This window comes from Flavitalea flava, from assembly GCF_054461575.1.
In genome coordinates, this window is sequence record NZ_JBTLQH010000013.1 from 99,207 (window position 1) to 121,075 (window position 21,869).

Below are 21,869 nucleotides of genomic sequence, written 5' to 3' on the forward strand. Positions count from 1 at the left end.
AATCTTTTTCAAAAAGTGGATTTGAAAGAGGGGGGTACCGGGGGGAATGGCCCCCGGTCGCGACGCATAAATGGATTGACGGGGCCGGTTTTTTTTAAAAGTAACCGGCCCCGTCAATCGTCCCAGACTTTTGTCCCTTCGCTGCAGTTGGCACAGATATCAATATTTTTACGGCTTTGCAGGACCTTCCGCCGGAAATCCACATATCGTTCATTCTGCCAGATCTCTTTAAACGGTTTTCCCTTCAGGTCTCCAAGCTGATGCTGTGCATCCTTATCGAAACAGCAGGGAACAACCAACCCATCCCAGGTGATCACCGTAGCATGCCAAAGACGCCAGCAATGGTTTTCCAGGTTGTTTTTGAACTGATTTTCCCCGTTCTCATCTTTCCGGTAACGGCTGTATTTTTTATTTTCCGGGATCAGGGCATTGGGATCCTTCTTAAAGTCATATACCTGGGCTGTTTTAAAACGGACCTCATCCACACCGATCTCTTTGGCCAGTTTGCGGATATCCTCCAATTGATGTTCATTGGGTTTGACAACCAGGAACTGAAAGAAGACGAAAGGAGTTTTGCTTTTCAGTTCCCTCTTCCATTTAACGATATTGCGGGCACCCTCCAGCACCTTTTCCAATTTACCTCCTACCCTGTATTGCTGATAAACGTCTTGTGTAGTACCGTCGATAGAAATAATCAGGCGGTCAAGTCCGCTCTCTACCGTTTTTTTTGCATTTTGGTCGTTAAGGTAATGAGCATTGGTGGAGGTGGCTGTATAGATGCCTTTCCCGGAGGCATAGGCTACCATCTCCAAAAAGGAAGGGTTCAGATAAGGTTCTCCCTGGAAATAAAAGATCAGGTAGAGCAATTCTTTGGATAATTGATCGATCGTGTCGCGGAAAAAATCCTTTTGCAGCATTCCGGTAGGACGGGTAAAGGCCCGCAGGCCGCTTGGGCATTCCGGGCAACGAAGATTACAGGAGGTGGTCGGCTCGAAGGAAATAGAAACCGGGTAGCCCCACTGGATAGCCTTTTTGGTCCATTTGCTCAGGTAATAACTACTCAATACCTGCATGCCGTTCCAAAGACGTCTTGCGGTGAGTTTGGATATAAGATTTATGGTATCGTTCCTGTTAAAAGCGGGCATCGAAGTATAAAAGTAAACTTTAATCAATTATTACGTCATTATTCCCGGGAATTGGTTGGTACTAAATTTATATTTGCACCCGGGTATACTTAAGCGCCTTGGTGTGCCGGCCGGAAGAATGGACCGGACTTCCTTTATTATGACGAATAAAAAAAGAAAAATCTCTGCCTGGAAGGTAATTTTGTTTTCATTAAGCGTTGCGATGATCGTCATGGCCTGTTTTGCCCTGTATGACTGGTGGATGGAAAGAAAGGCTCATTTTGTCCATTACCCCGAATTCGGCATTGAAGTTCCTGTAAACTACTCCATTCACGGCATTGACGTATCCAAGTACCAGAGCATCATTGACTGGGAATCGGTAAGGGACATGAAAGTCGGCAATGTGCAAATGGGTTTTGCTTTCATAAAAGCTACGGAGGGGTTGGGGAATGAGGATGCTTATTTTCATCGCAACTGGAAAAAGGCAAAAAACGCAGGTCTGGTCCGGGGAGCCTATCATTTTTTCCTGGCCACGAAGAGCGGAAAGGCCCAGGCGGAAAATTTCATCAATTCGGTTGACCTGATGCCCGGGGATCTGCCGCCAGTGCTGGACATTGAACAGGCTTACGGGGTACCGGCCGGGAAAATCAGGGAAAGGGCCAAAGAATGGCTGGAAACCATACATGATTATTACCATGTAGTTCCCATCCTTTATACTAATGTAGATTTTTACAAACAATACCTGAAAGACGATTTTGATCAATATCCTTTATGGGTAGCACATTATCTGCAAAAAGAAAGGCCCAGGATTTACAGGGAATGGTTATTCTGGCAGCATAGTGAAGGCGGTAGGGTAAATGGCATTTTATCCAGGGTGGATTTCGATGTTTTTAACGGCGATTCGGCCGATTTCAGGAAATTATTGATTCAGTAGCGGATCACGGATGAACTTCGTTCTGAACAGAGGTTGGAAACCGTTCATAACCTTTAATTTTTTATGAGTAATATAGAACCTGATATCCAGGATTTCCTAAAAAAAATAGTCTCCTCCATTTTCCTCAGCCTGATCTGGATGATGGTAAATATGACCCTGGGGATCTATTTCGGGCTTTTTTTTCCCGATGGAAAATTCGGAATAGGCAACCTGCTGTTCTATATTTTTCTTTTGGGCACCTTTTTCTTTTTACTTCGTTTCTTATACCGTACCTGGAAAAAAAAGTTTCCCCATGGGTGAAAATATTCCCTTCCGGGGGCGTGGTTAACTGGAATGATCGGCGATGATCTGCCAGCGGCCATCGATCTTGCGGAGCAAAAGGGAATAATGACCGCCAATATCTCCCACTGTTCTCTTTAAAAACCATTTGCCGATCACAAAACAATAATCGGGAGAAAGTTTATCTATCCTGAGCAGGGTAAAAAATAGCTTTCCCATTTTTTCCTGATCGGGATAATTCTTCTTATAATTATTCAAGGCATTCCTATACCCGTAGGAAAGACCCGACTGGCCGATGAATAGAAGGGAATCATTATGCCAGTAACCGGCCATAAATTCGTCAAGGTTTCCCTGGTTCCAGGCCAGCGTCTGTTCTGCCATTATTTTACGGATGGCCGCATCGTCGTTGGTCGTTAGCTGATTCTGCGGAAGGTTACCGGGATTTGCCTGGGCGTAAGTCCTGGTTATACCAGAAAAAGAAAGGATAAAAAGCAGGAAGGGTGAAAAAAAAGGCATGCGCATGGGTTCTTATTTTTTTGTAAGATAAGAAAGCCGGCTTATCCTTCATCCATTTCCTGCAGTAATTGCTGAAGCTTTTTTATATGCCGGCCGTACAATTTATTCACATACCATTCATTGACATAATAGATCCCAATAGTCAGGGGCGCCAGAACGATTAAGCCTAATAACGAGGTTTCCCGCCAGGGGAGGCTGCTTATCCGGTAAAAAATTCCGGAACCCGGCAAGGGTGGAAATTTCCAGCGGATGATCATAAAACAGAGGATGGTGAGTACCGGGATCATCAGTGTGCCTGCAATAACATAAAACCTGACGTATTTTTTCAGGGTTCCCACCTGTAGTTCCAGGTTAGCCCGGATCTGACAACTTACACATTCCATTTCCGTCAGCAATTTGTACTTCCTGTAGAAATAGGCGGCAAATAAAAATAGCACGATCACGAACAACCCGGCAATTTCTGACAGTTTGCCACCAAATTCCAGCAAATAAAAAAGGATAGCAGGCGTATAGGTAATCCCTACGAGGAGCAGTTCCCGAAATAAGTTGCGCTTCATCCTGTTGACGGGTCCACGAGATCTTTTAAGCATCAGCATACGCAACTGCTCGCTGGTCGGCCCTGCTCCCGGTTTGGCTTCCAGCGTTCGCCACATATATTTAAGGTTATCTAATTCCATAGGCAGCCTCCTTTGTTATTTTGCGTAATTTTTCTTTGATCCTGTTCATTTTTACCCGGAGATTATTTTGATTGATCCCCAGAATCTCTTCCATCTCATCATAACTTTTGTCTTCCAGGTAAAGCATGACCAATGCCTTCTCTACTTCTGTCAGCTGATCGATCGCTGCATATAATTGTTCCAGTTTTTCTTCCTCCTCTCTCGGATAAGGAGTATCCAGCCATTCCAGGTTTCCCGGATCGAGAGTACGGGTATGTTTTTTTTGTTTGCGCAGATCGGATATGGCGGTGTTGAGGGCAATCCGGTAGAGCCAGGTGCTGAATTTCGACTCTCCTCTGAACTTGGGATAGGCCTTCCACAATTGAACCAGGATTTCCTGGAAAAGATCCTGGCGGTCCTGTTCTGCAAAACAATACAGTCGGCACACTTTATATAGCATGGCGCGGTATTCGTGTACCAATTCTAAAAAAGCCGGTTGTCCGGGAGGCTCCTGCAAGGAAAATGATTTTAGCAATAATACTATTCGTCGGGCGTATGACGAAAATATTACGCAGGCTATCCTGCTAATACCCGGTGGGTTAGGTTTATCTTTGCGGGCAAACGAAATTTTTTAGTAAACTCCTGATCAAACAGGTGTTATACGCATTCATTATCCCGGTTATTATGTCAAAAAAAATCTACTTCCTTTCTTCCTGCAGTACCTGCGGCAAGATCATGAAGGAAATACAAGCGGAAAAAAAGGGTTTTATCCTTCAGGATATCAAAACGGATAAGATAACTCCTGCCCAGTTGGACGAACTAAAAGAAAAAGCCGGAACATATGAAGCGCTGTTCAGCAGAAGAGCTATAAAATACAAGGAAATGGGCCTGAAAGACCTGCCCCTTGCCGAAAAGGATTATCGCCGGCTAATTTTGGAAGAATACACTTTTCTTAAACGACCCGTAGCCCTTATTGATGGGAAGATATTTGCAGGCAGCGAAAAAACCACCGTGGAATCCTTGAGGCTGGCTGCTGGAAAGTAACCTAACCGGAAAGGCAGGTTGTCCGGAAAATCAGGCTAAAGCTTTTGAAGAATTACCCGCTGACCGGGGAAGGCACTGCAAAAGATATAATGCCCGGGGTCATCTATCATTTTTTCATTCAACAGCTTTTCCCGGATAGAAGGCATCGGTTGTTCTTTTTTCACCACCTTTTCCAGATCGATGGGCTGGTTCCCGAATTGCCAGAAATGATGTTCGGAATCATGCTGGTAACGATTGGCAAAAAACTGAAATAACCGCAATAACCACTCTTTCCTGATCTCTTCCGGATGCTCCGCTATGGCGCGGAGAATATGTTTGGCGGAATAACTTTTGAAATCCCTCAGGGCCTTGGCCAGATTGCCCTTACCTTGTTCCACACCCACAACCATATAAAGATGGCTGGGCAGGATTGCATATTCGTATACCCGTAACCGCTTGCTTTCTATGCTGTAATTAAGGCTATCCACCAGCAGGTCGCAATATTCATGGCGGGTAAATACGTCTATACCGCCAACTACGGTCAGGGTTACAAAATACAATCCTTTGGGGTGCATCTTGTAGATTTCGGTCATGCGTAAAAGATAGCAAACTTTATGTAAAATCAATAACTCCGGCTTGCATCCAGGTATGCGTAAAAGGGCAAATTTTAAAACAGGGCCTTTTATTCCACTATTCTCAATTTCGCATAATTCAGCATGATCTTTTTGTCGCCATTGTATTGGAATCTTACGGTAGCAATGGGATTATGGGCCGAGCCCTCCATGCTGATCACTTCTCCGAAACCAAATTTCTGATGCTCAACCTTTTGCCCTATCTGCAGGGCAGTGGTATCACTGGCAACAAAATCAGGGCTTGGATTGTGTTCGATCGTTTTCATGTACGGCTTGGGAGGAATATAGGCTGGCTTTACTTCTTTTTTATTGGGGGGGGGGCCATATTTGCGCTCTGCCTGTAAGGTAGCTCTCCCGAATCCATCGCCACCCATCCGGTCTGAGGATACTGAACCTGAATTACCCATCCCGGAAGCGCTCTGGTTGCGTGCTCCGCCGCCTGAAAAAGTACGATCAAGGTAGTCTCCGGGGATTTCATCTATAAAACGGCTGGGTTCGTTCTGGACCAGGGACCCAAAACGATAACGGGTATTGGCATAAGTGATCCACAATTTCTGTTTGGCTCTTGTGATCACCACATAAAACAATCTTCTTTCTTCCTCCAATTCTTCCCGGGTATTGATGGACATGGCATTAGGGAACAACATCTCTTCCAGCCCCGCAGCGAATACACAGGGGAACTCAAGTCCTTTGGCGGCGTGTATGGACATTAGTTTGACCGTATCCGCATTCGGGTCCTTTTCATCGGCGTCGGTCAGCAAGGTGATCTGCTGCAGGTAATTTCCCAGGTTCTTGGTTTCCGATTCCAGAACGCCGTCTTCATCGGGTCTTTCGGTAAACTCTTTGATGGAATTCAGCATTTCCTGTATATTCTCATAACGGGCAAGGCCTTCGGTGGTCTTATCATTAAAAAGCTCTTTGACCAGGCTGGTTTGTTTACCGATATGAACAGCAACTTCATAGGCATTTTTTACAGCCAGCATACTGGTAAAGCTTTGGATCATCAATACAAAATTCTCGATGGCTTCCAGGGTCCCGGCTTTATATCCGAATTCTTTAGCTCTTACAAGAACCTCCCATAAGGAGATATTCTGTTCATTGGCGGCCAGTACAGCACGGTCGATCGAGGTTTTTCCAATGCCTCTTGTCGGATAATTGATGATACGTTTAAGGGATTCTTCATCACGCCCGTTAACAACGATCCGCAGGTAGGCAATAAAATCCTTGATCTCTTTGCGCTGGTAAAAACTAACGCCCCCATACATCGTATAAGGAATCGCCATGCGGCGGAGACTTTCTTCAAAAGCCCGGCTCTGGGCATTGGTCCGGTAAAGAATGGCAAAATCACGATTGTTATAGTGATTGCGCAGTTTCTGCTCCTGAATAGTATCGGCCACGAATTTTCCTTCTTCGTTATCGGTCATCATCCGCACCAGGCGGATCTTTTCACCTACACCATTTTCCGTCCAGAGGTTCTTTGGGATCTGTCCTTTATTATTCTTGATCACTTCATTCGCAACGGTGATAATACTTTGAGAACTCCGGTAGTTCTGTTCCAGTTTTACAACTTTTACATCATCGTAATCTTTCTGGAATTGCAGAATGTTCTCGATCGTTGCACCACGGAAACTGTAAATGCTCTGCGCATCATCACCTACTACGCATACATTTTCATGAGCCGCACCCAGCAACTTGATGATCTCATACTGGGCAGCATTGGTATCCTGATACTCATCGATCAGGATATATTTGAATTTATGCTGGAACTTATGCAGGCTTTCAGGAAAGTTCTTCAGCAACTTATACATATTGACCAGCAGGTCGTCAAAATCCATAGCACCATTCTTTAAACAGCGCTTGGCATAAGCAGCATAGATCTGGCCGATAGCCGGCCGGTTGCTGCGCATATCCTCCTGTTGAATGGCATAATCGGCAGTGTATTCCGCAGGTCCCACCAGTCCGTTCTTTGCACTGGAGATCCGGTTGTATACTACATTCGGCTTATATAATTTATCATCTAAATTTAACTCATTGATCACTGTTTTTACAACGCTTTTGGCATCATCCGTATCATAAATGGTAAAATTCCGCTCATATCCCAGATGGTGCGCTTCCCCCCGCAAAATGCGGGCGAATACGCTATGAAAAGTACCGATAAAAAGATTGCGTGCATCTGAGTTTCCAAGAGTCCTTTCGATCCTTTCCTTCATTTCCTTGGCCGCCTTGTTGGTAAAGGTGAGAGCCAGAATATTGAAGGAGTTCACCCCGCCTGCCATCAGGTGGGCAATGCGGGTAGTGAGAACCTTGGTTTTCCCACTGCCGGCCCCGGCAACGATCATTATAGGGCCGTCCTTATGCATTACCGCTTCTTTCTGAGGTGCATTCAATTCACTGAGATAATCTCGCATACAGCAAAGTTACTTAATTAGCATCAAGAGACAAGGGAAAGGGTCCCGATTTACCTGCAAGCGTTAAGCAGCAGGGTTTAGTCTTCCGGCTGAGGCTCATGGAATTAGAGGTAAGAATAATACTTATACGTTTTTGGCTTGACCCTTGTTGGAAAAAGGTCAGGTTTCTTTGCCACTCAATAAGCGTTTGTTTAGATTTGCTCATCAACTATCCATATATGGTTTTACAGGCTCTCCCCTATCATCTTAAGGTCCGTGACCATTTTAAGGAACAAAAGAAAACCTGGGATTTTTTTGCAGCTTCCCACACCAAAGAAGACCAGATAACCTCTTTCAAGACTGAATTATTAAAAAATACCTATAAATTCCAGCCCGGCACGGATCCGCTTATTTATGAAAAGATCGCCATGGCCAAAGAGAGGCTGGATCTTGGCGCTTTACCGGTAACCGCATACCAGGCACATTTTACGGATGAATCCGACCTCAATGCCAGCATTGTTTACCTTCATAATGAAGCCCATCTCGTCTTTAGCGGAAATCTTCATCAACGGCTCGACGAAGATGAGCTATTGGCCCTGATCGCCCATGAATTGACGCATGTTAAATTATACACCTGCCTGGGCGGGGACCTGGAAATTACCGAGCGGATCATAACATCCATTGCGAATCATAACCGTAGTGAGGCGTCCTATTATGAAACAGCCCGTTTGTTCCGTCTTTATACGGAGATCTATTGCGACAGGGGCGCATACGCAGTGGTGGGAAAGGCAATTCCGGTAATCAATATGCTCCTGAAGATAGCTACCGGTTTAACGGTTGTTCATGCTGAAAACTACAGCAAACAAGCCGAGGAAATTTTTTCGGTTTCTCCGGAAACCCGCTCAGCAACCCAAACCCATCCGGAGAATTTTATCCGGACGCGGGCCCTGGAATTGTGGCATGATCAGCAGGAAGCGGCCGGACCAGCCATCAGCCTAATGATAGAGGGTCTTCCCGACCTGGACCGTCTGGACATTTTTGCCCGGAAAGAGCTGACAAGACTTACCCGTGATTTTCTTCAAAACTATCTTAGGCCCGAATGGTTTCACAGCCCGGCTGTCACAGGACTCGCCCGGCAATATTTTCCGGATTTTTCCTGGGAACCGCCCGCCCCTCTTCCTCTTGCTGAGGAAATCAGCGTACTTCCGGCACCCCTTAAGGAATATCTGGCCTATGTCCTGCTGGATTTTGCCCTGGTCGATCCTTCTTTGGAGGAAATCCCCGCCGGCCGTGCTTTTCATTTTGCCGGAGAAATGCAAATCAGGGAAGTTTACGATCCCGTCGTAAAAAAGGAATTTAAATGGAGCGATAAGAAACTGGATCAACATATACAAAAAGTACTGACCGCTTACCAGGAGGTAAAAGAGGATTAACCGAACCCAAATCATGGAAACAAATAATAAGGAAACCGATCCTGTACTTTTCCCGGCATTTTTGCCTTCAGCCTTCGACAACGGGGATTATGCCACCGATGATATCATCGCCTTTGTAATTCCGCTTTTTAGACAGGTACAGGCTTTTCACGAATCAGGACTCGTGGGTTCTTTTGAAAAAGAAAACTCCCTGTTTCTGAAGGATCATTACCTGCGAATGGGCGAAAATGCGGCTCATTCTCCCAGGGAAGCCCTTCACAAGGTCCTTGCCTTATTTCCCCGGGTGCAATCAAAAAACTTCGAGGTAGTCGGTAAGCTCAGTCTGCTAACAGATGCAGGAGAGGAAAGCTCGGAAATTAAAAACGCCCAGGTCCATGCTGATCCTGACAAACCATTGGAATACCCGGCCTATCTTCCCGGCTATCAGTGTTTTGAATTCTCATTGGGGCATCATGATCCCCAGTCGGATATTTTTTGTCTGGGACTGGTATTGAGCAGTATGGCGCTTAGCCTGGACCTTTACGATACCGGGGACCTGGAATTATTTGCCAGGGTCCGCTCTAATCCTACACTTTATAATGAACGTATTCATCCGACCATTGGACGGCTGATCACAGAAATGACGGAATTAGACCGCAACAAACGTACGCAGGATCTGTATGACGCCATCCTTCGTCTACATCACTACAGGGACTACGATCCCGAAAAACAAACAGATCTCAGCAAGGTTGCGGGATGGATGAACAAAGAGTTAAAGGAAAGAGACGCCTTTATTCTGAACAGGCTCCGTAACCGGCTTTTTGACACCAGCCGTCGTAACCGCCTGCTTTTTTTTAAACCGAATATGCGGTTTGTCAACCTGACTGTAAGCAGCGTGCCCATCGTCTTACATTATCAAAGCATCCGGCCCGAACATCTGTTCACCTGGAACGACGAACTGGCGGATAAGGTTTGCGGCATGAAGGAGATCGTTCTTAACAAATATCTGCGTTTTGAAGATCATGGTTATCTTCCTTCTTCCCTGGACCAGGTTCGCGTGGAGTCTCAACGTTCTTTGCAGGAGTTCGGCCTCAGCCAATTGAAGCTCGTTATCGCTTTTTTGCATTGGCATAATTTAAAAGAAGATAAAAAGGAGCGGATCCAAAGCCCTTTATTGTTGGTACCCGTGAGTCTGAAAAAAAATAAAAAAGTAAAAGAAGATCATTATGTGTTAAAGGCAATGGACAATGCTGCGGAAGTAAATCCGGTCCTGGCAGGTCAATTAAAGGACTTATACGGTATAAAGCTGCCGGATTTTATCGACCTGGATGAAATTAGCCCGAAACAGTTTTATCTGTTGGTCAAAGAGCAGATCGAAGAGGCCAACCAAGGTATCGCACTTCATTATATCGATAAGCCGCGCATCAATCTTATGCATAGCGAAGCAACGCTTACCGTGAACAATTATCGGAAAAGATTACGCAGGCAAGGAGGCTTTACCCAAAACTATCAGTCCATTCCCTACAGTTATGATCAGGAAAATTATAAACCGCTTGGATTAGAGATATTCCGCCAAAGAATCGAACCTAAAAATAGTTTTTTGGAGTTCCTCGTGAACGGAGATCTGAAAATCTTTCCGGAAAATCCGGATAATCTCCTGGATCCGGACATCCGGGAGAAAGAGATCTATACGCTTGCACAAAGCGAAAACAATCCCTACAACTGGGAATTCGACGTCTGCAACATGGTGGTGGGCAATTTCAATTATAAGAAAATGAGCCTGGTGAGAGACTATAATCTGGTCATCGACAACCAGTTGCAACATCATGTTTTCGATGATCTTTTCAGTGATCAGCCCAAAACGTTCCCCCATCATATTTTTGATCTGAACCGAACAGACGACTGGTTCCATGTAATTACCGCCGACCCTTCACAGACCCGGGCCATATTACAAAGCAGGGCAGGGTATAGTTATATTATCCAGGGTCCCCCCGGAACGGGGAAAAGCCAAACGATCACCAACCTGATTGCAGACTTCGTTGCCAGGGGGAAAAACGTTTTGTTCGTCTGTGAGAAAAGGGCCGCTCTGGATGTTGTATATCATCGTTTGAAACAGAACGGGTTGGATGAATTATGCTGTTATATACATGACAGTCAGGGAGATAAACGCGAATTTATCAAAAACCTTAAAAATACCTATGAGGATTTTACCGGAAATAAATGGGATTTAGGAGCTATCCGGACCAAACGAACAGCCCTGCTGGAAAAAATGAACGGGCACCTCGATCTTCTGAAAGAATTTCATTTTACCGGTTCGGCCGAAAGAAAAGAAACAGGGATGCCTGTAAAGCAGTTGATCGACAGGATGATTGCCTTGAGGGAATACCTGGTAAATGTGGATCCCAAAGAAGAAGAATTACTGCCATCGTATATGGAATGGCAGGAGTCCGCGCCGGTTATCAGGGCCCTGGAAGAGTCCCTCGAAGAGTCGGGATCGGACCCTATTTTTTCCGAACACCCCTTCAGCAAAATCAATGACCGGATATTCCTGGCAGATCAACCCTATCGGTTATTGGGCAATCTCCTCGAAGAAACCCAGCGTCTTTTGCAGGAAATCCAAACGGTTTTTCAATCCCAAAGTATCGCAAAGGAGCAGACCGTTTTATTTGACCAGGTAAAAAATCTGATTCATTTTGCCGTTCTGCTGTATCCACTTGCGCTTACCGGCAATCTTTCCCTTGCAGACCCCGGGAAAAAGGAAACGCAGGACCTGGAACGGGAAATGTCTGTGTACCGGCAACAGCAGGAGAAATTCCGGGAAGCAGCCCAAAAGAACATATACTGGAAACAAAAACTCAGCCAGCAGGATACGCTAAATGGATTACCCTTCGCCCTTAAAAATGAACGGTCTTTCCTGGGTATACTGAATGGGAACTGGAAAAAATTGAAAAGGCAAATTCAGGAAAATTATGATTTTTCCGTTCATTCCGTTCGCCCGGATTATAGCAGCCTCCTGGACGAACTGAAAATGGAATATGAAGCATCCGGCCTGGTAAAAGAAACCAGGCAGCGGTTGCAGGAACGATTCGGGCTTGACAACCTCGATTCGGCATGGCTCAGCCTTGAGCTCCTTCATGCACGGCAGTCGGACAAGGGGCTGGCTTATCTTTTGCAGCACCCGGAAGGTGCTTCACTGGCCATTGCCCTCCACAGCCTTCATCAGCCGGTCCTCCGGCTGGAAGCACAGTTGAAACAGTGCCTCGATAACCAGGCTCCGGGAGCTTTATTTTCCCTCCAGGATGAATTGCAAAACATAGAAATGAACCTGGACAGTCTCCGTGAACTTTTACCCGTCCTAAGGTCCTTTACCGGCCTGCCGGTAAATGTCAGGGACACGATCCGCCGTTTGCCGCTGCCCTCTGTTCAGATCGAAGCGTTTGTAGCCCGCAAAACACTCCATGAATTTTACCTGGCTAACAGGGCTTTTGCCAGCATCGACAAACAGGCGCTTGAAAAAGCAGTTCTGGAATTGGGAAGTTGTTATACGGACCTGCAACGAATGAATGCAGAATTTATCAGAGCCTTTATTCGTCAACGTTTTCTTCAACAGATTGATCAGGCAAATATGGCCGGCAGTCAGTTAAATGAAGAACAACGAAAAAATAAAAAGATTTATACGGAAGGCAGAAAGATCCTGGAAAATGAATTCGGGAAAAGCATGCGTTATAAAAGTATCCGGGAATTATCAGCCAAAGAGAGCGGGCGGATATTGAAGGATATTAAACCCGTCTGGCTGATGAGCCCTTATAGTGTAAGCGATAGCCTCCCGCTTGACAGGGATTATTTCGATGTGGTGATTTTTGATGAAGCCAGCCAGATCACCCTGGAAGAAGGAGTTCCCTCATTATACCGTTCCAGGCAAACTATTATTGTCGGCGATGAAAAACAGATGCCTCCTACAGACTTCTTCGGGGCCCGTTCAGGAGAAAACGATCCGGATGACCTGGAGAAACCTGAAGAGGAAGATCCTGAAGAATGGCTGAGCCATGATGCTGACAGCCTCCTTGCCCAGGGAGCCAGGAAACTTACCAGTACTTTACTGAGCTGGCATTACCGGAGTCATTATGAAACCTTGATCAGCTTCAGCAATTATGCTTTCTATGGCGGGGAGTTGCTTACCATACCGGATAAAACCATTCATCACCGGACTAAAGCTGCCATAGAAATAACCTGCAGTGAGGATGCTGTCCGTATGGCGGATTGTTTATCAGACCGCAGCATTAGTTTTCATCTTCATACCGGAACTGTGTATGAAAAAAGAAGCAATGAAGGAGAAGCGGATTATATCGCTCACCTGGTCCGTGAACTTCTTTTCCGAAATACCCGGGAAAGTATCGGCATTGTGGCCTTTAGCCAGGAACAGCAACATACTATCGGTCGTGCCCTGAATGAACTGGGTGAGAAAGATCCCGTTTTCGGTCAGAAACTGGAGGAAATTTATAACCGGACAGAAGATGACCAGTTCACCGGTCTTATCGTCAAAAACCTGGAGAATATCCAGGGCGATGAAAGGGACATCATTATTATGAGTGTCTGTTATGGTATGGACGCCGGAAAGAAGATGCTGATGAATTTCGGACCGGTAAATAAAAAAGGAGGAGAAAAAAGATTGAATGTCCTTTTCAGCCGCGCTAAAAAACATATGGCTGTTGTAAGCAGTATAAGACACACGCAGATTACCAATGAATATAATGAAGGGGCTAATTATTTAAAAAAGTTCCTGTATTATGCTGAACGCATAAGCCTTGGCGATATGAAAGCCTCCAGGACAATCCTGGACGGATTGGCCCTTCACCGGGAAGAGGACCGTTATCCGGGACCTGCCTCTCTTTTGGAACGGCAACTAAAAGAACAGCTCATGCGCCTTGGATATGAAGTAGCAGAGCAGGTAGGCCAGTCCGGGTTTAAATGCTCACTGGCCGTAAAAGTCAGACCGGAAGATGAGCATTATTCAGTAGGCATCCTCATTGACGATGACAGGCATTATCAAAATAAAAACCTGATCGAACAATATTATCAGCGCCCCGCCATTCTCAAAAGCTTTGGCTGGAGAGTGGTTCCGGTATTTGCCAAAGACTGGCTTCATCAACCCCAAAAAGTAATCGAACAGATCCAAAAGGAACTTCGCCTTGCTCTTCTGCAGGAGACGGCGACTATATACAGGGGTGGTTCGGACGGCTCCGGAGATATCAGCACAGGTCAAAAGGTCCTGGCTGAAATAGAATTCCCCGAAAAGATTCACCAGGAAAAAACACCCTTCGTGAGCAGTGCAGGTATTTACGATCACCTTAGCTTTGAGCGCCTCCTTTTCAGGGACAACGTAAGTGATAAATTTTGGGAAGCGGCGACTGATGATAACAAACTGATCGTCCGCTGGGGAAAGGCCGGTTCAAGGGGCCAGATCCAGATAAAAACTTTCCCTGACTTAGACCACGCCAAAAAAGAAAAGGAAAGGCTGATAAAAGAAAAGCGATCAAAGGGGTATTCCGCATAAAAGGATCTAGGATCCTCTTTGTGAACCTCCTGTCAAACGTGCATTTTTTACAACTCCTTTGCTGTTTGATTTGCCCTTTGGTGCTGGGAATGACGGGTTATTGCCTTTTTGATTACCCGCCTGTTTGCCGTCTTTTTTCTTTTTATTATTCGGAATAAGTGCCATAAATCGTCTTTTTTTAGATAACAAAAAATAAGGTTGAAGGTAAACAATTATTTGGTCAAACGTGAATCGTACCTTTCCCTCTTCAATACTTATAATAACTATGGATCGTGAACTTTATTTTGATGTGAGCTCAGAAAAAAGCGGGGGAAGCCTCTTCAGGATCAGACAGGAGGGCGATGTTTCCTTTTATTATAATCACAGTACTTATGATGAAAAACGGGATGAGGTAAAGGTATTTGAAACGAACTACCCGGATTTTTCTGCCTTCTGGACGTTCCTGACGAAAGATACGCATTGGTTTTATCTGCATCCGTTATATGTTCATCCCGAACAAAGAAGTTTCGTGCAGGAACAATTGAAAAAGGTCAACTGGTCGGTTCATCCCAATAAAAAATGGCAGGAAAGCCATCAGCGTCAATGGAAAAAAGTGTTAACGGATCCTGGTGCCTATTATGCAGGGCCGTCCCTGAACTCCTGATCCCCCTGAACTCCTGATCCTCTGAATTCCTGATCCTCTGAATTCCTGATCCTCTGAATTCCTGATCCTCTGAATTCCTGATTCTTTTTAGCAAATTCAAATTTTTTAGCATTGGCAAATGCTTTTTAAGCCATTATCTTTATACTATTTCACTACCTATTTATACGCTTTTCTATGCGAAGGATCTTGTTTTTACCGGTTTTCTATTTTGCCTTTATAAGCCTTTCGTTGCTGGTTAGCCAGCAAACAGCCGCTCAGGACAGCGTGGCTGTAAGCCCCTCTACCGCAGGGGAAGGCTGGTCCCGTCTTTTTAAGGACGACCTCAGCAATGCCATTTATCCAAAAGGGATCTGGGTGGTAACGGAAGGAGTCCTTACGGCAACAAAAGACCAGTCTATATGGAGTGAAAAAGCCTACGATAATTTTATCCTTGACCTGGATTTTAAAAATGCGGATGGCACTAACAGCGGAGTGATCGTTCACGCCAGTGATCTGGATAACTGGATCCCTCATTCGGTCGAAATCCAGATCGCCGATGATTATTCGAAAGAATGGTCAAAAGCCCCTGCCAACTGGCAATGTGCAGCCATATTCGGACACCAGGCTGCCACCAAAAAACTGGTAAAAAAGCCAGGTGAATGGAATCATTATACCATCACCTGCAAAGACCGGAAAATCTGGGTGGCTTTAAACGGAGAACTGGTCAATACCTGCGATATGAGCCTTTATTCTTCTGCGGTCAATAATCCTGACGGTACAAAGGCGCCGGAATGGCTGAGTAACCCAATGGCCACCCTGCCCTTACACGGGCATATCGGGCTGCAAGGCAAACATGCCGGAGCCCCTATATACTTTCGCAATATCATGATAAGGGAGTTGTAAGGAAAGATTTAAATCTTATTTGATTTAGGTACAATCGCACCTTTTCTGGCCCATCTGGACAGTTCGGCATTGTCTGACCACAGCGTAAGGGTTCCATCCCGGAGACGGAAATGGGTGGTATGCAACAGGCTATTTAAAAAAGATTTTTCGTTATACCCCGGACAGGCCATCCGGGTGGTTATGATCTTTTCGCTGAAGACCAGGCTGCTATCCCTGTCTCCGTACCAGAATTCACCATTCATAGTATTGCAGCCGGTATTACCTGTGAAACGGGACTTTTTCAGATCGAATTGTATAGTGGCTATTTTTCCGGTTGCGGTATCAGAGGCAAGCACAGGCTGTAAGATCCATTTTCCTCCCAGGGTGGTCGTATCCTTTATTTTTGGAAGAGAAGCAGGGATAACAGCAGAATCGGATACCGGAGATTGTCGTTTATTGTCAGGCCCCTTGCAGGCCGAAAAAAGGGTCAAAACAAGGATACATATGGCTAATGGTCTCCTGTTGGTTGATCTCATGTTGGTGTTTTTTAAGTTTCGCAAAATACTTCAAGGCCTTTTCCCCCAATAAGAAGTAGAAAAACTATGCCAATCCTCCGGGCATCCCATCGGACTACCGGCAACTGATCAGAAAAGAACAGAGGGATCGGGAACCGGGCAATAAATTCCCCAATTGGCGATAATATTTTAAATTACAGTAACTATGCTGCAAGACAATCTACTACTTATCATCTCGCTTCTTTTCGTCGTATCCATGTTGTCGATGTTAAGCGAGAAGCTGCACATTTCTTATCCTATATTTCTGGTGATCTCCGGTCTGTTCATCAGCCTGATTCCGGGCATCCCTCATATTACCCTGGAACCGGATATGGTTTTTGTCATCTTTCTTCCGCCTTTATTATATTCGGCTGCCTGGAATACCCCCTGGCATGAGTTCTGGCAGTTCCGCCGCCCCATCGGTATGCTTTCTTTCGGGTTGGTTATCTTCACAGCGGGAGCGGTTGCTTATGTTTCCCATCTTATGATCCCTGATTTTTCGCTTGCCCTGGGTTTTGTATTAGGCGGTATTATTTCCCCTCCTGATGCCATTGCCGCCACCAGCGTCCTGCAAAATTTAAAAATCCCCAAACGGGTTGTGACCATACTGGAAGGAGAAAGCCTGATAAACGATGCTTCCAGTCTGATCGTTTTCCGGTTTGCCCTGGTCGCTGTGTCTACCGGCCAGTTCATATTTTGGAAAGCAGGATTTAGTTTTCTCCTGGTTGCTTCTATGGGCATTTTGATCGGGCTGGCCATAGGTTTTGTCGTTTATGCCATTCACCGGTGGTTACCTACTACTGCCAGTATCGATACAGCCATTTCCCTGATCTGCCCCTATTTGATGTATATAACCGCAGAACATTTTCATTTTTCCGGTGTTCTCGCAGTAGTAAGCGGAGGTCTATTCGTCAGTTATTGTTCCCATGATGTATTTTCCTATAATTCCCGGTTGCAAACCCAAAGCGTATGGAGTATCCTGGTATTTCTGCTGAACGGCATCGTGTTTATCATGATAGGGCTGCAGTTGCCGGACATAACCAGGAGTCTGGGTCAATACTCTTTACAGTCTGCGATCATATATGGCGTCGTCATCAGCCTGGTCACCATCGTTATCCGTCTTGCCTGGGTTTATCCGGGGGCTTTTCTGCCCAGGATCCTGAATAAGAGAATCCGGGAAACTGAGCCAAATCCCGGATGGAAAAGTGTTTTTATCGTTGGCTGGAGCGGTATGCGCGGAGTGGTGTCTTTGGCTTCCGCTCTGGCCATTCCATTTAGTTTGGCCGGAGGAGCGGGATTTCCTCATCGTAACCTGATCCTCTTTATCACTTTTACCGTAATCCTTTTCACGCTGGTATTGCAGGGACTGAGCCTTCCCCTTTTGGTCCGGTTGATGAAGATCGAAGTACAGGAAAATGAGGAGGAGCAAAAACTAGCCATCCGGTTGAAGCTGGCAGGTACCGCACTGGCCTATATTACCACCGAATATGGCGAGGAAGCCAGCACTATCGAAGCCTTTAACCGTTTGAAAACCCGTTATGAGAGAATGGTCGAGATAGCTAATAAAAAACTGATAAAAGAAGATACTGCTGAGGTTTCCGCGTCTTTTTTACCCAGGTATCGAAAATTATTACTGGAATTAGTAGAGGTTCAGCGTCATGAATTGTCGATCATGCGTCACGAAAATCTCTATTCCGAAGAATTGCTCCGTAACAAAGAATTTGAACTTGACCTTGAAGAAGCCCGGTTCCGGCGGTAAAAAAAAGGTTGATCATCAATCCGCCAAAAATCACCTGCCAATGATCTGTATATAAAAAAAAGATGTTACATTAGAAATAAAGATCATGGAAAAGAAAACACCAATGAAAAAGATCAGCCTTCTCCTGGTATTGGCCCTGAGTCTTACCGTATTTAATTCCCAGGCACAATTAAATGTTGTCCTTACCAAGGCAGGAGTGAGCTCCAAAGCTAATGCCGGCAGCCTGTTGTCCCAATTTTCCGGGGCTCTTCAACCCAGTTCTTTCCTCCCCGGATGGGCAGGTGGAGGAAAGACCAATTGGTTAAGTGCAGCAGGTAAAGTATCCGATGCCGCTTCCATGGGGAAAAGCATTTCTTCGCTGGCCGGGTTTATAAATCCCGAAATGTTCAAACAAGGGTTTAATATTGCCAGCCTGACACAGGCAGCGGGAACGGTTAAATCCCTTTCAGCGGCAGGAGGCCTGCTCAAGAACCTGGAAGGGGGGTTGAAACCGGCGGCTTTCCTCAGCAGCTGGGCAAGTAAGCGCCCTGCCTGGCTGAATGCCCTAAACCTTCTCAAATAAGCTAAACTGATTTTATCATTTTAAAAATTTTGTTATGCCAGACACAAATGATTCCTGGGCTAATAAAGCCAATGCATTGAAAGACGAGGCCGCTGAAAAGCTGCATGATCTATCCAACAAGGCCGATGAGCTGGCTGAACACCTCAAACAAAAGGCAGAAGAAACCTGGAATAAAGTAAAATCAGGGGAAACCAAAGAAGAATTGAACCATTTAAAAGACGAGGTTCAGGAAAAGTTAGGTGAGGCCGGTGAAAAATTGCAGGACCTGGCAGATAAAGCCAAGGGTCTTTGGAGTAAGGTCATGGGAGGACATGACGAAGCTCCCGGAAAGACTGAAGGCCCGAAGAGCGATGGCCCTAAGACCGATGGTCCAAAGAGTGTCTAAGAATTTTCCGGGATACCCTGCCTGGCATATTGTAATATCACCCGGTACAGATCATCGGGGTTGAATGGTTTTACCATGACATCCGTCAAGCCGGCCGCGAAGGCTTCGCTTTCTACTTCCTTTGGCGTGCTGGCGGTAAGTGCGATGATGGGCAGGGTCTCTCCTCTTTTGCGTAATAAGATTGTCGCCTCATATCCATCCATCACCGGCATATGCAGATCCATCAATACTAAATGGTGGCGGGAAGAATCCAGTTTTTCAAGTGCCTCATACCCGTTTCCGGCGACTTCGACCAAAGCCCCGCTTTTTTCCAGGATAGTCTGTGCAACCAACACATTCAGCGGATTATCTTCCACCAACAATAAACAAATTCCCTGTAATTGTTTATCCTGTTTGGCCGCCTGAAAACAGGTCTGCCCTTCCCCTGCATTTTCCGTACTTAACGGAAAGGTTTGCGTAAAAAAGAAGACAGACCCTTTTCCGGGCTCGCTCTTTAATTGTAAGGTCACTTTTTGCAATTCCAATATGCGTTTGGTAATGGCCAGGCCCAGTCCGGTACCGCCATAACTGCGGGAGGTGGAAGAATCCGCCTGCGTAAACCGGTCAAAGATCATATGTTGTTTTTCGGGAGCTATCCCAATGCCGGTATCTTCCACCAGGATGGTAAGGGTCGCCGCATCCGCCGTAAGAGAATCCACCTGAATTTTTAAGCAAACGGATCCTTCCCGTGTGAATTTTATCGCATTATGCACAAGGTTCGTTATTACCTGGATGGTGCGGGTGGGATCGCCGATCAGCTTTTTATCCAGACGCTCATCGATCCGGAACAGCAGTTGCACCCCTTTTTCTTCTGCTGCCCCTTTTAATCCCGCAACAATATTGTGCGCGATGACAGAAAGATCCAGGGGAATATTTTCGAAGCCGATCTTTCCCTCCTCAATTTTATTATAATCAAGAATATTATTAACGATGGATAACAAGTTATTGGCAGAGAATAACAATACGTCAAGATCCTCTTTCTGGTCTCCCCGGGGTTCATTACGAAGCAAAAGATGGGTCATCCCGATCACTGCATTCAGAGGCGTACGGATCTCATGTGACATAGTGGACAGGAACTCCGACTTGGCCTTCAGGCCTTGCTGGGCCTTGAAATGGGCTTGTTTGAAGGTATGGGCAAACCGATGGGATAAAGCAAGTGACTGCAGGAAGAAAAAGGAAATATACCCCGTAAAGACCACGGCTTTCATGGAAGTAATAATCCCAAAATATTCCATGTTGATCAGGAAAAATATTCCTAACATAACCGCTGTGCTGAGCAGGGCAAACAAAGAGCCGCTTCGTTTATGCCTGGCTGCCTGGAAAAAAACATACAAAGCATAAGAGGTGCACAGGAACATGATGACCAGAAAAATATTCAGGAACCGGGTGAAGATCATGGGAGGGGCCAGCGCAATCAGGACACTATAAGCCATACAGAACCATCCCATATACTTCATGATAAGCGGATGGGCATCATCCGGATAAAGGTGCTGCGTATATCTGGTGAAAAGGAAGGCGCAAAGGGATAAACTGATATATTCGAGACGGATGGTAACGAACCAGTTCAGGTTGGCAAAAAGGTTGTGCAATACATAGGCATTGGTGCCCACCATCCGGTAAGTATAAAAAACGCAAAAAAGGGAAAAATACAGGGTCGTTTTATCATGGCGGCCAAAAACGTATAACCCCAGGAAAAATAAACCGCCCATGAACATACAACCTGCCAATATCAGGTCATAGGCATAATCTCTGTTTTTTTTCAGAAACAGGAGGTCCTTGTCTCCAATCCATATTTGTTTGTAGGTTCCTCCCTTAGCATGCCAGAAATTGGACATTTGCATCACCAGAACCAGTGTATCCGGTTCTCCGGGCGGTAGCACAATAGTACGTGTTGCCCAAAAAGGAGTGGCTTCTTCAGTGGTCTTACCGGGAACACCGTTCTGTGCCTGCGTTACACCGTTTACAAATAATTTGTATGCACAATAAACATCGGGTACCTCAAAGCCAATCCTGCCCCTTTTTTCAGGAAGGAGAATGGTAAGCGTATAGGTGGCAAAACCCTGGGAAGGAATTGGCCGCCCATTCAGCCGAAGATCTTTCCATAAGCAGGGGTAAGGGACGAGTATTCCTCCGGTTGCGGTCTTCAGGCTATCAGGAGGCAGCAATTGATTCCAATAGAAATTCCATTGGCCATCGAGAGCCACCCTTTTATCAGAAAAATCTATGTTGCGCAGATCCAATACCCCATTTTGGGCAATTGGCGCCCCCTCCTTGCCTGCCAGACATGGAAGGAAAAAAAGGGCACTCAGCAAAGAACACACTATTTTCAGCAAGGTTGGTCTCATAAAAGCCGCCTACTAATTCATTTTGATCGACTTATACATAACGCTCTTACGATCATAAAATGATATAGGGGGTATAAAAAAAGGGGCCGGATGGCCCCTTGAGCTTGCTCAATAATAAGAGCTTTTGCGTCACGGTGCTAAATTTTTATTGCACTATGACGCAAAAAAAGGGGCCGGATGGCCCCTTTTTTTATATAATCTATT

Annotated in this window: 19 protein-coding genes; 10 read left to right on the forward strand and 9 right to left on the reverse strand. The window is 45.6% G+C overall.

The annotated features are described in order from the left end of the window. Positions 1 to 113 precede the first annotated feature (113 nt). A complete protein-coding gene (locus ACX0G9_RS14165; protein ID WP_459065573.1) occupies positions 114 to 1,145 on the reverse strand; it encodes a radical SAM/SPASM domain-containing protein in 1,032 nt (343 codons plus the stop codon). A gap of 103 nt (positions 1,146 to 1,248) precedes the next feature. On the opposite strand from ACX0G9_RS14165, the gene ACX0G9_RS14170 reads away from it, so the two are divergent. Next, positions 1,249 to 2,058, forward strand: a complete 810-nt coding sequence (locus ACX0G9_RS14170; RefSeq protein ID WP_459065574.1) for a glycoside hydrolase family 25 protein — start codon at positions 1,249 to 1,251, stop codon at positions 2,056 to 2,058. A gap of 63 nt (positions 2,059 to 2,121) precedes the next feature. Continuing rightward, positions 2,122 to 2,358: a hypothetical protein gene (locus ACX0G9_RS14175; RefSeq protein WP_459065575.1), complete on the forward strand. Its 237-nt coding sequence runs from the start codon at positions 2,122 to 2,124 to the stop codon at positions 2,356 to 2,358. 24 nt (positions 2,359 to 2,382) lie between these two features. Here ACX0G9_RS14175 and ACX0G9_RS14180 read toward each other — a convergent pair whose 3' ends face one another. The 3 genes from ACX0G9_RS14180 to ACX0G9_RS14190 are packed head-to-tail and all read right to left on the reverse strand — an operon-like array spanning position 2,383 to position 4,044. Then, entirely contained in the window at positions 2,383 to 2,859 is a 477-nt protein-coding gene (locus ACX0G9_RS14180) for a YybH family protein (protein ID WP_459065576.1), read from the reverse strand. Positions 2,860 to 2,894: 35 nt separating this feature from the next. Further along, entirely contained in the window at positions 2,895 to 3,530 is a 636-nt protein-coding gene (locus tag ACX0G9_RS14185) for a hypothetical protein (protein WP_459065577.1), read from the reverse strand. Further along, complete coding sequence (locus ACX0G9_RS14190; RefSeq protein ID WP_459065578.1) at positions 3,517 to 4,044, reverse strand: RNA polymerase sigma factor; 528 nt, start codon at positions 4,042 to 4,044, stop codon at positions 3,517 to 3,519. The genes ACX0G9_RS14185 and ACX0G9_RS14190 overlap by 14 nt, the downstream gene beginning before the upstream one ends. Positions 4,045 to 4,193: 149 nt before the next feature. Between ACX0G9_RS14190 and ACX0G9_RS14195 the strand changes: the two genes are divergently transcribed. Then, positions 4,194 to 4,553 (forward strand): arsenate reductase family protein, encoded by a 360-nt coding sequence (locus ACX0G9_RS14195; protein WP_459065579.1) that lies wholly within the window; start codon positions 4,194 to 4,196, stop codon positions 4,551 to 4,553. Positions 4,554 to 4,588: 35 nt separating this feature from the next. Here the strand turns inward: ACX0G9_RS14195 and ACX0G9_RS14200 are convergent, their stop codons facing one another. Further along, positions 4,589 to 5,125: a transposase gene (locus ACX0G9_RS14200; protein WP_459065580.1), complete on the reverse strand. Its 537-nt coding sequence runs from the start codon at positions 5,123 to 5,125 to the stop codon at positions 4,589 to 4,591. Positions 5,126 to 5,214: 89 nt separating this feature from the next. Next, complete coding sequence (locus tag ACX0G9_RS14205) at positions 5,215 to 7,572, reverse strand: ATP-dependent helicase (RefSeq protein ID WP_459065581.1); 2,358 nt, start codon at positions 7,570 to 7,572, stop codon at positions 5,215 to 5,217. Between the two features lie 218 nt (positions 7,573 to 7,790). Here ACX0G9_RS14205 and ACX0G9_RS14210 point away from each other — a divergent pair, with 218 nt between their 5' ends. Then, positions 7,791 to 8,984, forward strand: coding sequence for a M48 family metalloprotease (locus tag ACX0G9_RS14210; protein WP_459065582.1), 1,194 nt, complete (start codon positions 7,791 to 7,793; stop codon positions 8,982 to 8,984). A gap of 13 nt (positions 8,985 to 8,997) precedes the next feature. Further along, complete coding sequence (locus ACX0G9_RS14215; RefSeq protein ID WP_459065583.1) at positions 8,998 to 14,517, forward strand: AAA domain-containing protein; 5,520 nt, start codon at positions 8,998 to 9,000, stop codon at positions 14,515 to 14,517. 6 nt (positions 14,518 to 14,523) lie between these two features. On the opposite strand, the gene ACX0G9_RS14220 is transcribed toward ACX0G9_RS14215, so the two are convergent. Then, a complete protein-coding gene (locus ACX0G9_RS14220; RefSeq protein ID WP_459065584.1) occupies positions 14,524 to 14,706 on the reverse strand; it encodes a hypothetical protein in 183 nt (60 codons plus the stop codon). Positions 14,707 to 14,782: 76 nt separating this feature from the next. Here ACX0G9_RS14220 and ACX0G9_RS14225 point away from each other — a divergent pair, with 76 nt between their 5' ends. Beyond that, positions 14,783 to 15,160, forward strand: a complete 378-nt coding sequence (locus ACX0G9_RS14225) for a hypothetical protein (RefSeq protein ID WP_459065585.1) — start codon at positions 14,783 to 14,785, stop codon at positions 15,158 to 15,160. Between the two features lie 174 nt (positions 15,161 to 15,334). Beyond that, positions 15,335 to 16,042: a 3-keto-disaccharide hydrolase gene (locus ACX0G9_RS14230; RefSeq protein ID WP_459065586.1), complete on the forward strand. Its 708-nt coding sequence runs from the start codon at positions 15,335 to 15,337 to the stop codon at positions 16,040 to 16,042. 8 nt (positions 16,043 to 16,050) lie between these two features. Here ACX0G9_RS14230 and ACX0G9_RS14235 read toward each other — a convergent pair whose 3' ends face one another. Next, positions 16,051 to 16,557: an META domain-containing protein gene (locus ACX0G9_RS14235; protein WP_459065587.1), complete on the reverse strand. Its 507-nt coding sequence runs from the start codon at positions 16,555 to 16,557 to the stop codon at positions 16,051 to 16,053. 184 nt (positions 16,558 to 16,741) lie between these two features. Here ACX0G9_RS14235 and ACX0G9_RS14240 point away from each other — a divergent pair, with 184 nt between their 5' ends. The 3 genes from ACX0G9_RS14240 to ACX0G9_RS14250 all read left to right on the forward strand — a co-directional run bounded on the left by ACX0G9_RS14240 (position 16,742) and on the right by ACX0G9_RS14250 (position 19,281). After that, a complete protein-coding gene (locus ACX0G9_RS14240; protein WP_459065588.1) occupies positions 16,742 to 18,334 on the forward strand; it encodes a Na+/H+ antiporter in 1,593 nt (530 codons plus the stop codon). 85 nt (positions 18,335 to 18,419) lie between these two features. Then, positions 18,420 to 18,896 carry a hypothetical protein gene (locus ACX0G9_RS14245; RefSeq protein ID WP_459065589.1) on the forward strand — a complete coding sequence of 159 codons (477 nt, stop codon included), beginning with the start codon at positions 18,420 to 18,422 and terminating at the stop codon, positions 18,894 to 18,896. Between the two features lie 34 nt (positions 18,897 to 18,930). Continuing rightward, positions 18,931 to 19,281, forward strand: coding sequence for a hypothetical protein (locus ACX0G9_RS14250; RefSeq protein ID WP_459065590.1), 351 nt, complete (start codon positions 18,931 to 18,933; stop codon positions 19,279 to 19,281). Here the strand turns inward: ACX0G9_RS14250 and ACX0G9_RS14255 are convergent. Beyond that, a complete protein-coding gene (locus tag ACX0G9_RS14255; protein ID WP_459065591.1) occupies positions 19,278 to 21,665 on the reverse strand; it encodes an ATP-binding protein in 2,388 nt (795 codons plus the stop codon). The two genes, ACX0G9_RS14250 and ACX0G9_RS14255, sit on opposite strands and share 4 nt — an antisense overlap. Positions 21,666 to 21,869 lie beyond the last annotated feature (204 nt).

Excerpts from the sequence above, each read along its gene's own strand:
- ACX0G9_RS14165 (WP_459065573.1), bottom strand. The coding sequence starts at position 1,145 with ATGCCCGCTTTTAACAGGAACGATACCATAAATCTTATATCCAAACTC.
- ACX0G9_RS14175 (WP_459065575.1), top strand. The coding sequence starts at position 2,122 with ATGAGTAATATAGAACCTGATATCCAGGATTTCCTAAAAAAAATAGTC.
- ACX0G9_RS14180 (WP_459065576.1), bottom strand. The coding sequence starts at position 2,859 with ATGCGCATGCCTTTTTTTTCACCCTTCCTGCTTTTTATCCTTTCTTTT.
- ACX0G9_RS14185 (WP_459065577.1), bottom strand. The coding sequence starts at position 3,530 with ATGGAATTAGATAACCTTAAATATATGTGGCGAACGCTGGAAGCCAAA.
- ACX0G9_RS14195 (WP_459065579.1), top strand. The coding sequence starts at position 4,194 with ATGTCAAAAAAAATCTACTTCCTTTCTTCCTGCAGTACCTGCGGCAAG.
- ACX0G9_RS14200 (WP_459065580.1), bottom strand. The coding sequence starts at position 5,125 with ATGACCGAAATCTACAAGATGCACCCCAAAGGATTGTATTTTGTAACC.
- ACX0G9_RS14205 (WP_459065581.1), bottom strand. The coding sequence starts at position 7,572 with ATGCGAGATTATCTCAGTGAATTGAATGCACCTCAGAAAGAAGCGGTA.
- ACX0G9_RS14210 (WP_459065582.1), top strand. The coding sequence starts at position 7,791 with ATGGTTTTACAGGCTCTCCCCTATCATCTTAAGGTCCGTGACCATTTT.
- ACX0G9_RS14215 (WP_459065583.1), top strand. The coding sequence starts at position 8,998 with ATGGAAACAAATAATAAGGAAACCGATCCTGTACTTTTCCCGGCATTT.
- ACX0G9_RS14225 (WP_459065585.1), top strand. The coding sequence starts at position 14,783 with ATGGATCGTGAACTTTATTTTGATGTGAGCTCAGAAAAAAGCGGGGGA.
- ACX0G9_RS14230 (WP_459065586.1), top strand. The coding sequence starts at position 15,335 with ATGCGAAGGATCTTGTTTTTACCGGTTTTCTATTTTGCCTTTATAAGC.
- ACX0G9_RS14235 (WP_459065587.1), bottom strand. The coding sequence starts at position 16,557 with ATGAGATCAACCAACAGGAGACCATTAGCCATATGTATCCTTGTTTTG.
- ACX0G9_RS14240 (WP_459065588.1), top strand. The coding sequence starts at position 16,742 with ATGCTGCAAGACAATCTACTACTTATCATCTCGCTTCTTTTCGTCGTA.
- ACX0G9_RS14245 (WP_459065589.1), top strand. The coding sequence starts at position 18,420 with ATGGAAAAGAAAACACCAATGAAAAAGATCAGCCTTCTCCTGGTATTG.
- ACX0G9_RS14250 (WP_459065590.1), top strand. The coding sequence starts at position 18,931 with ATGCCAGACACAAATGATTCCTGGGCTAATAAAGCCAATGCATTGAAA.
- ACX0G9_RS14255 (WP_459065591.1), bottom strand. The coding sequence starts at position 21,665 with ATGAGACCAACCTTGCTGAAAATAGTGTGTTCTTTGCTGAGTGCCCTT.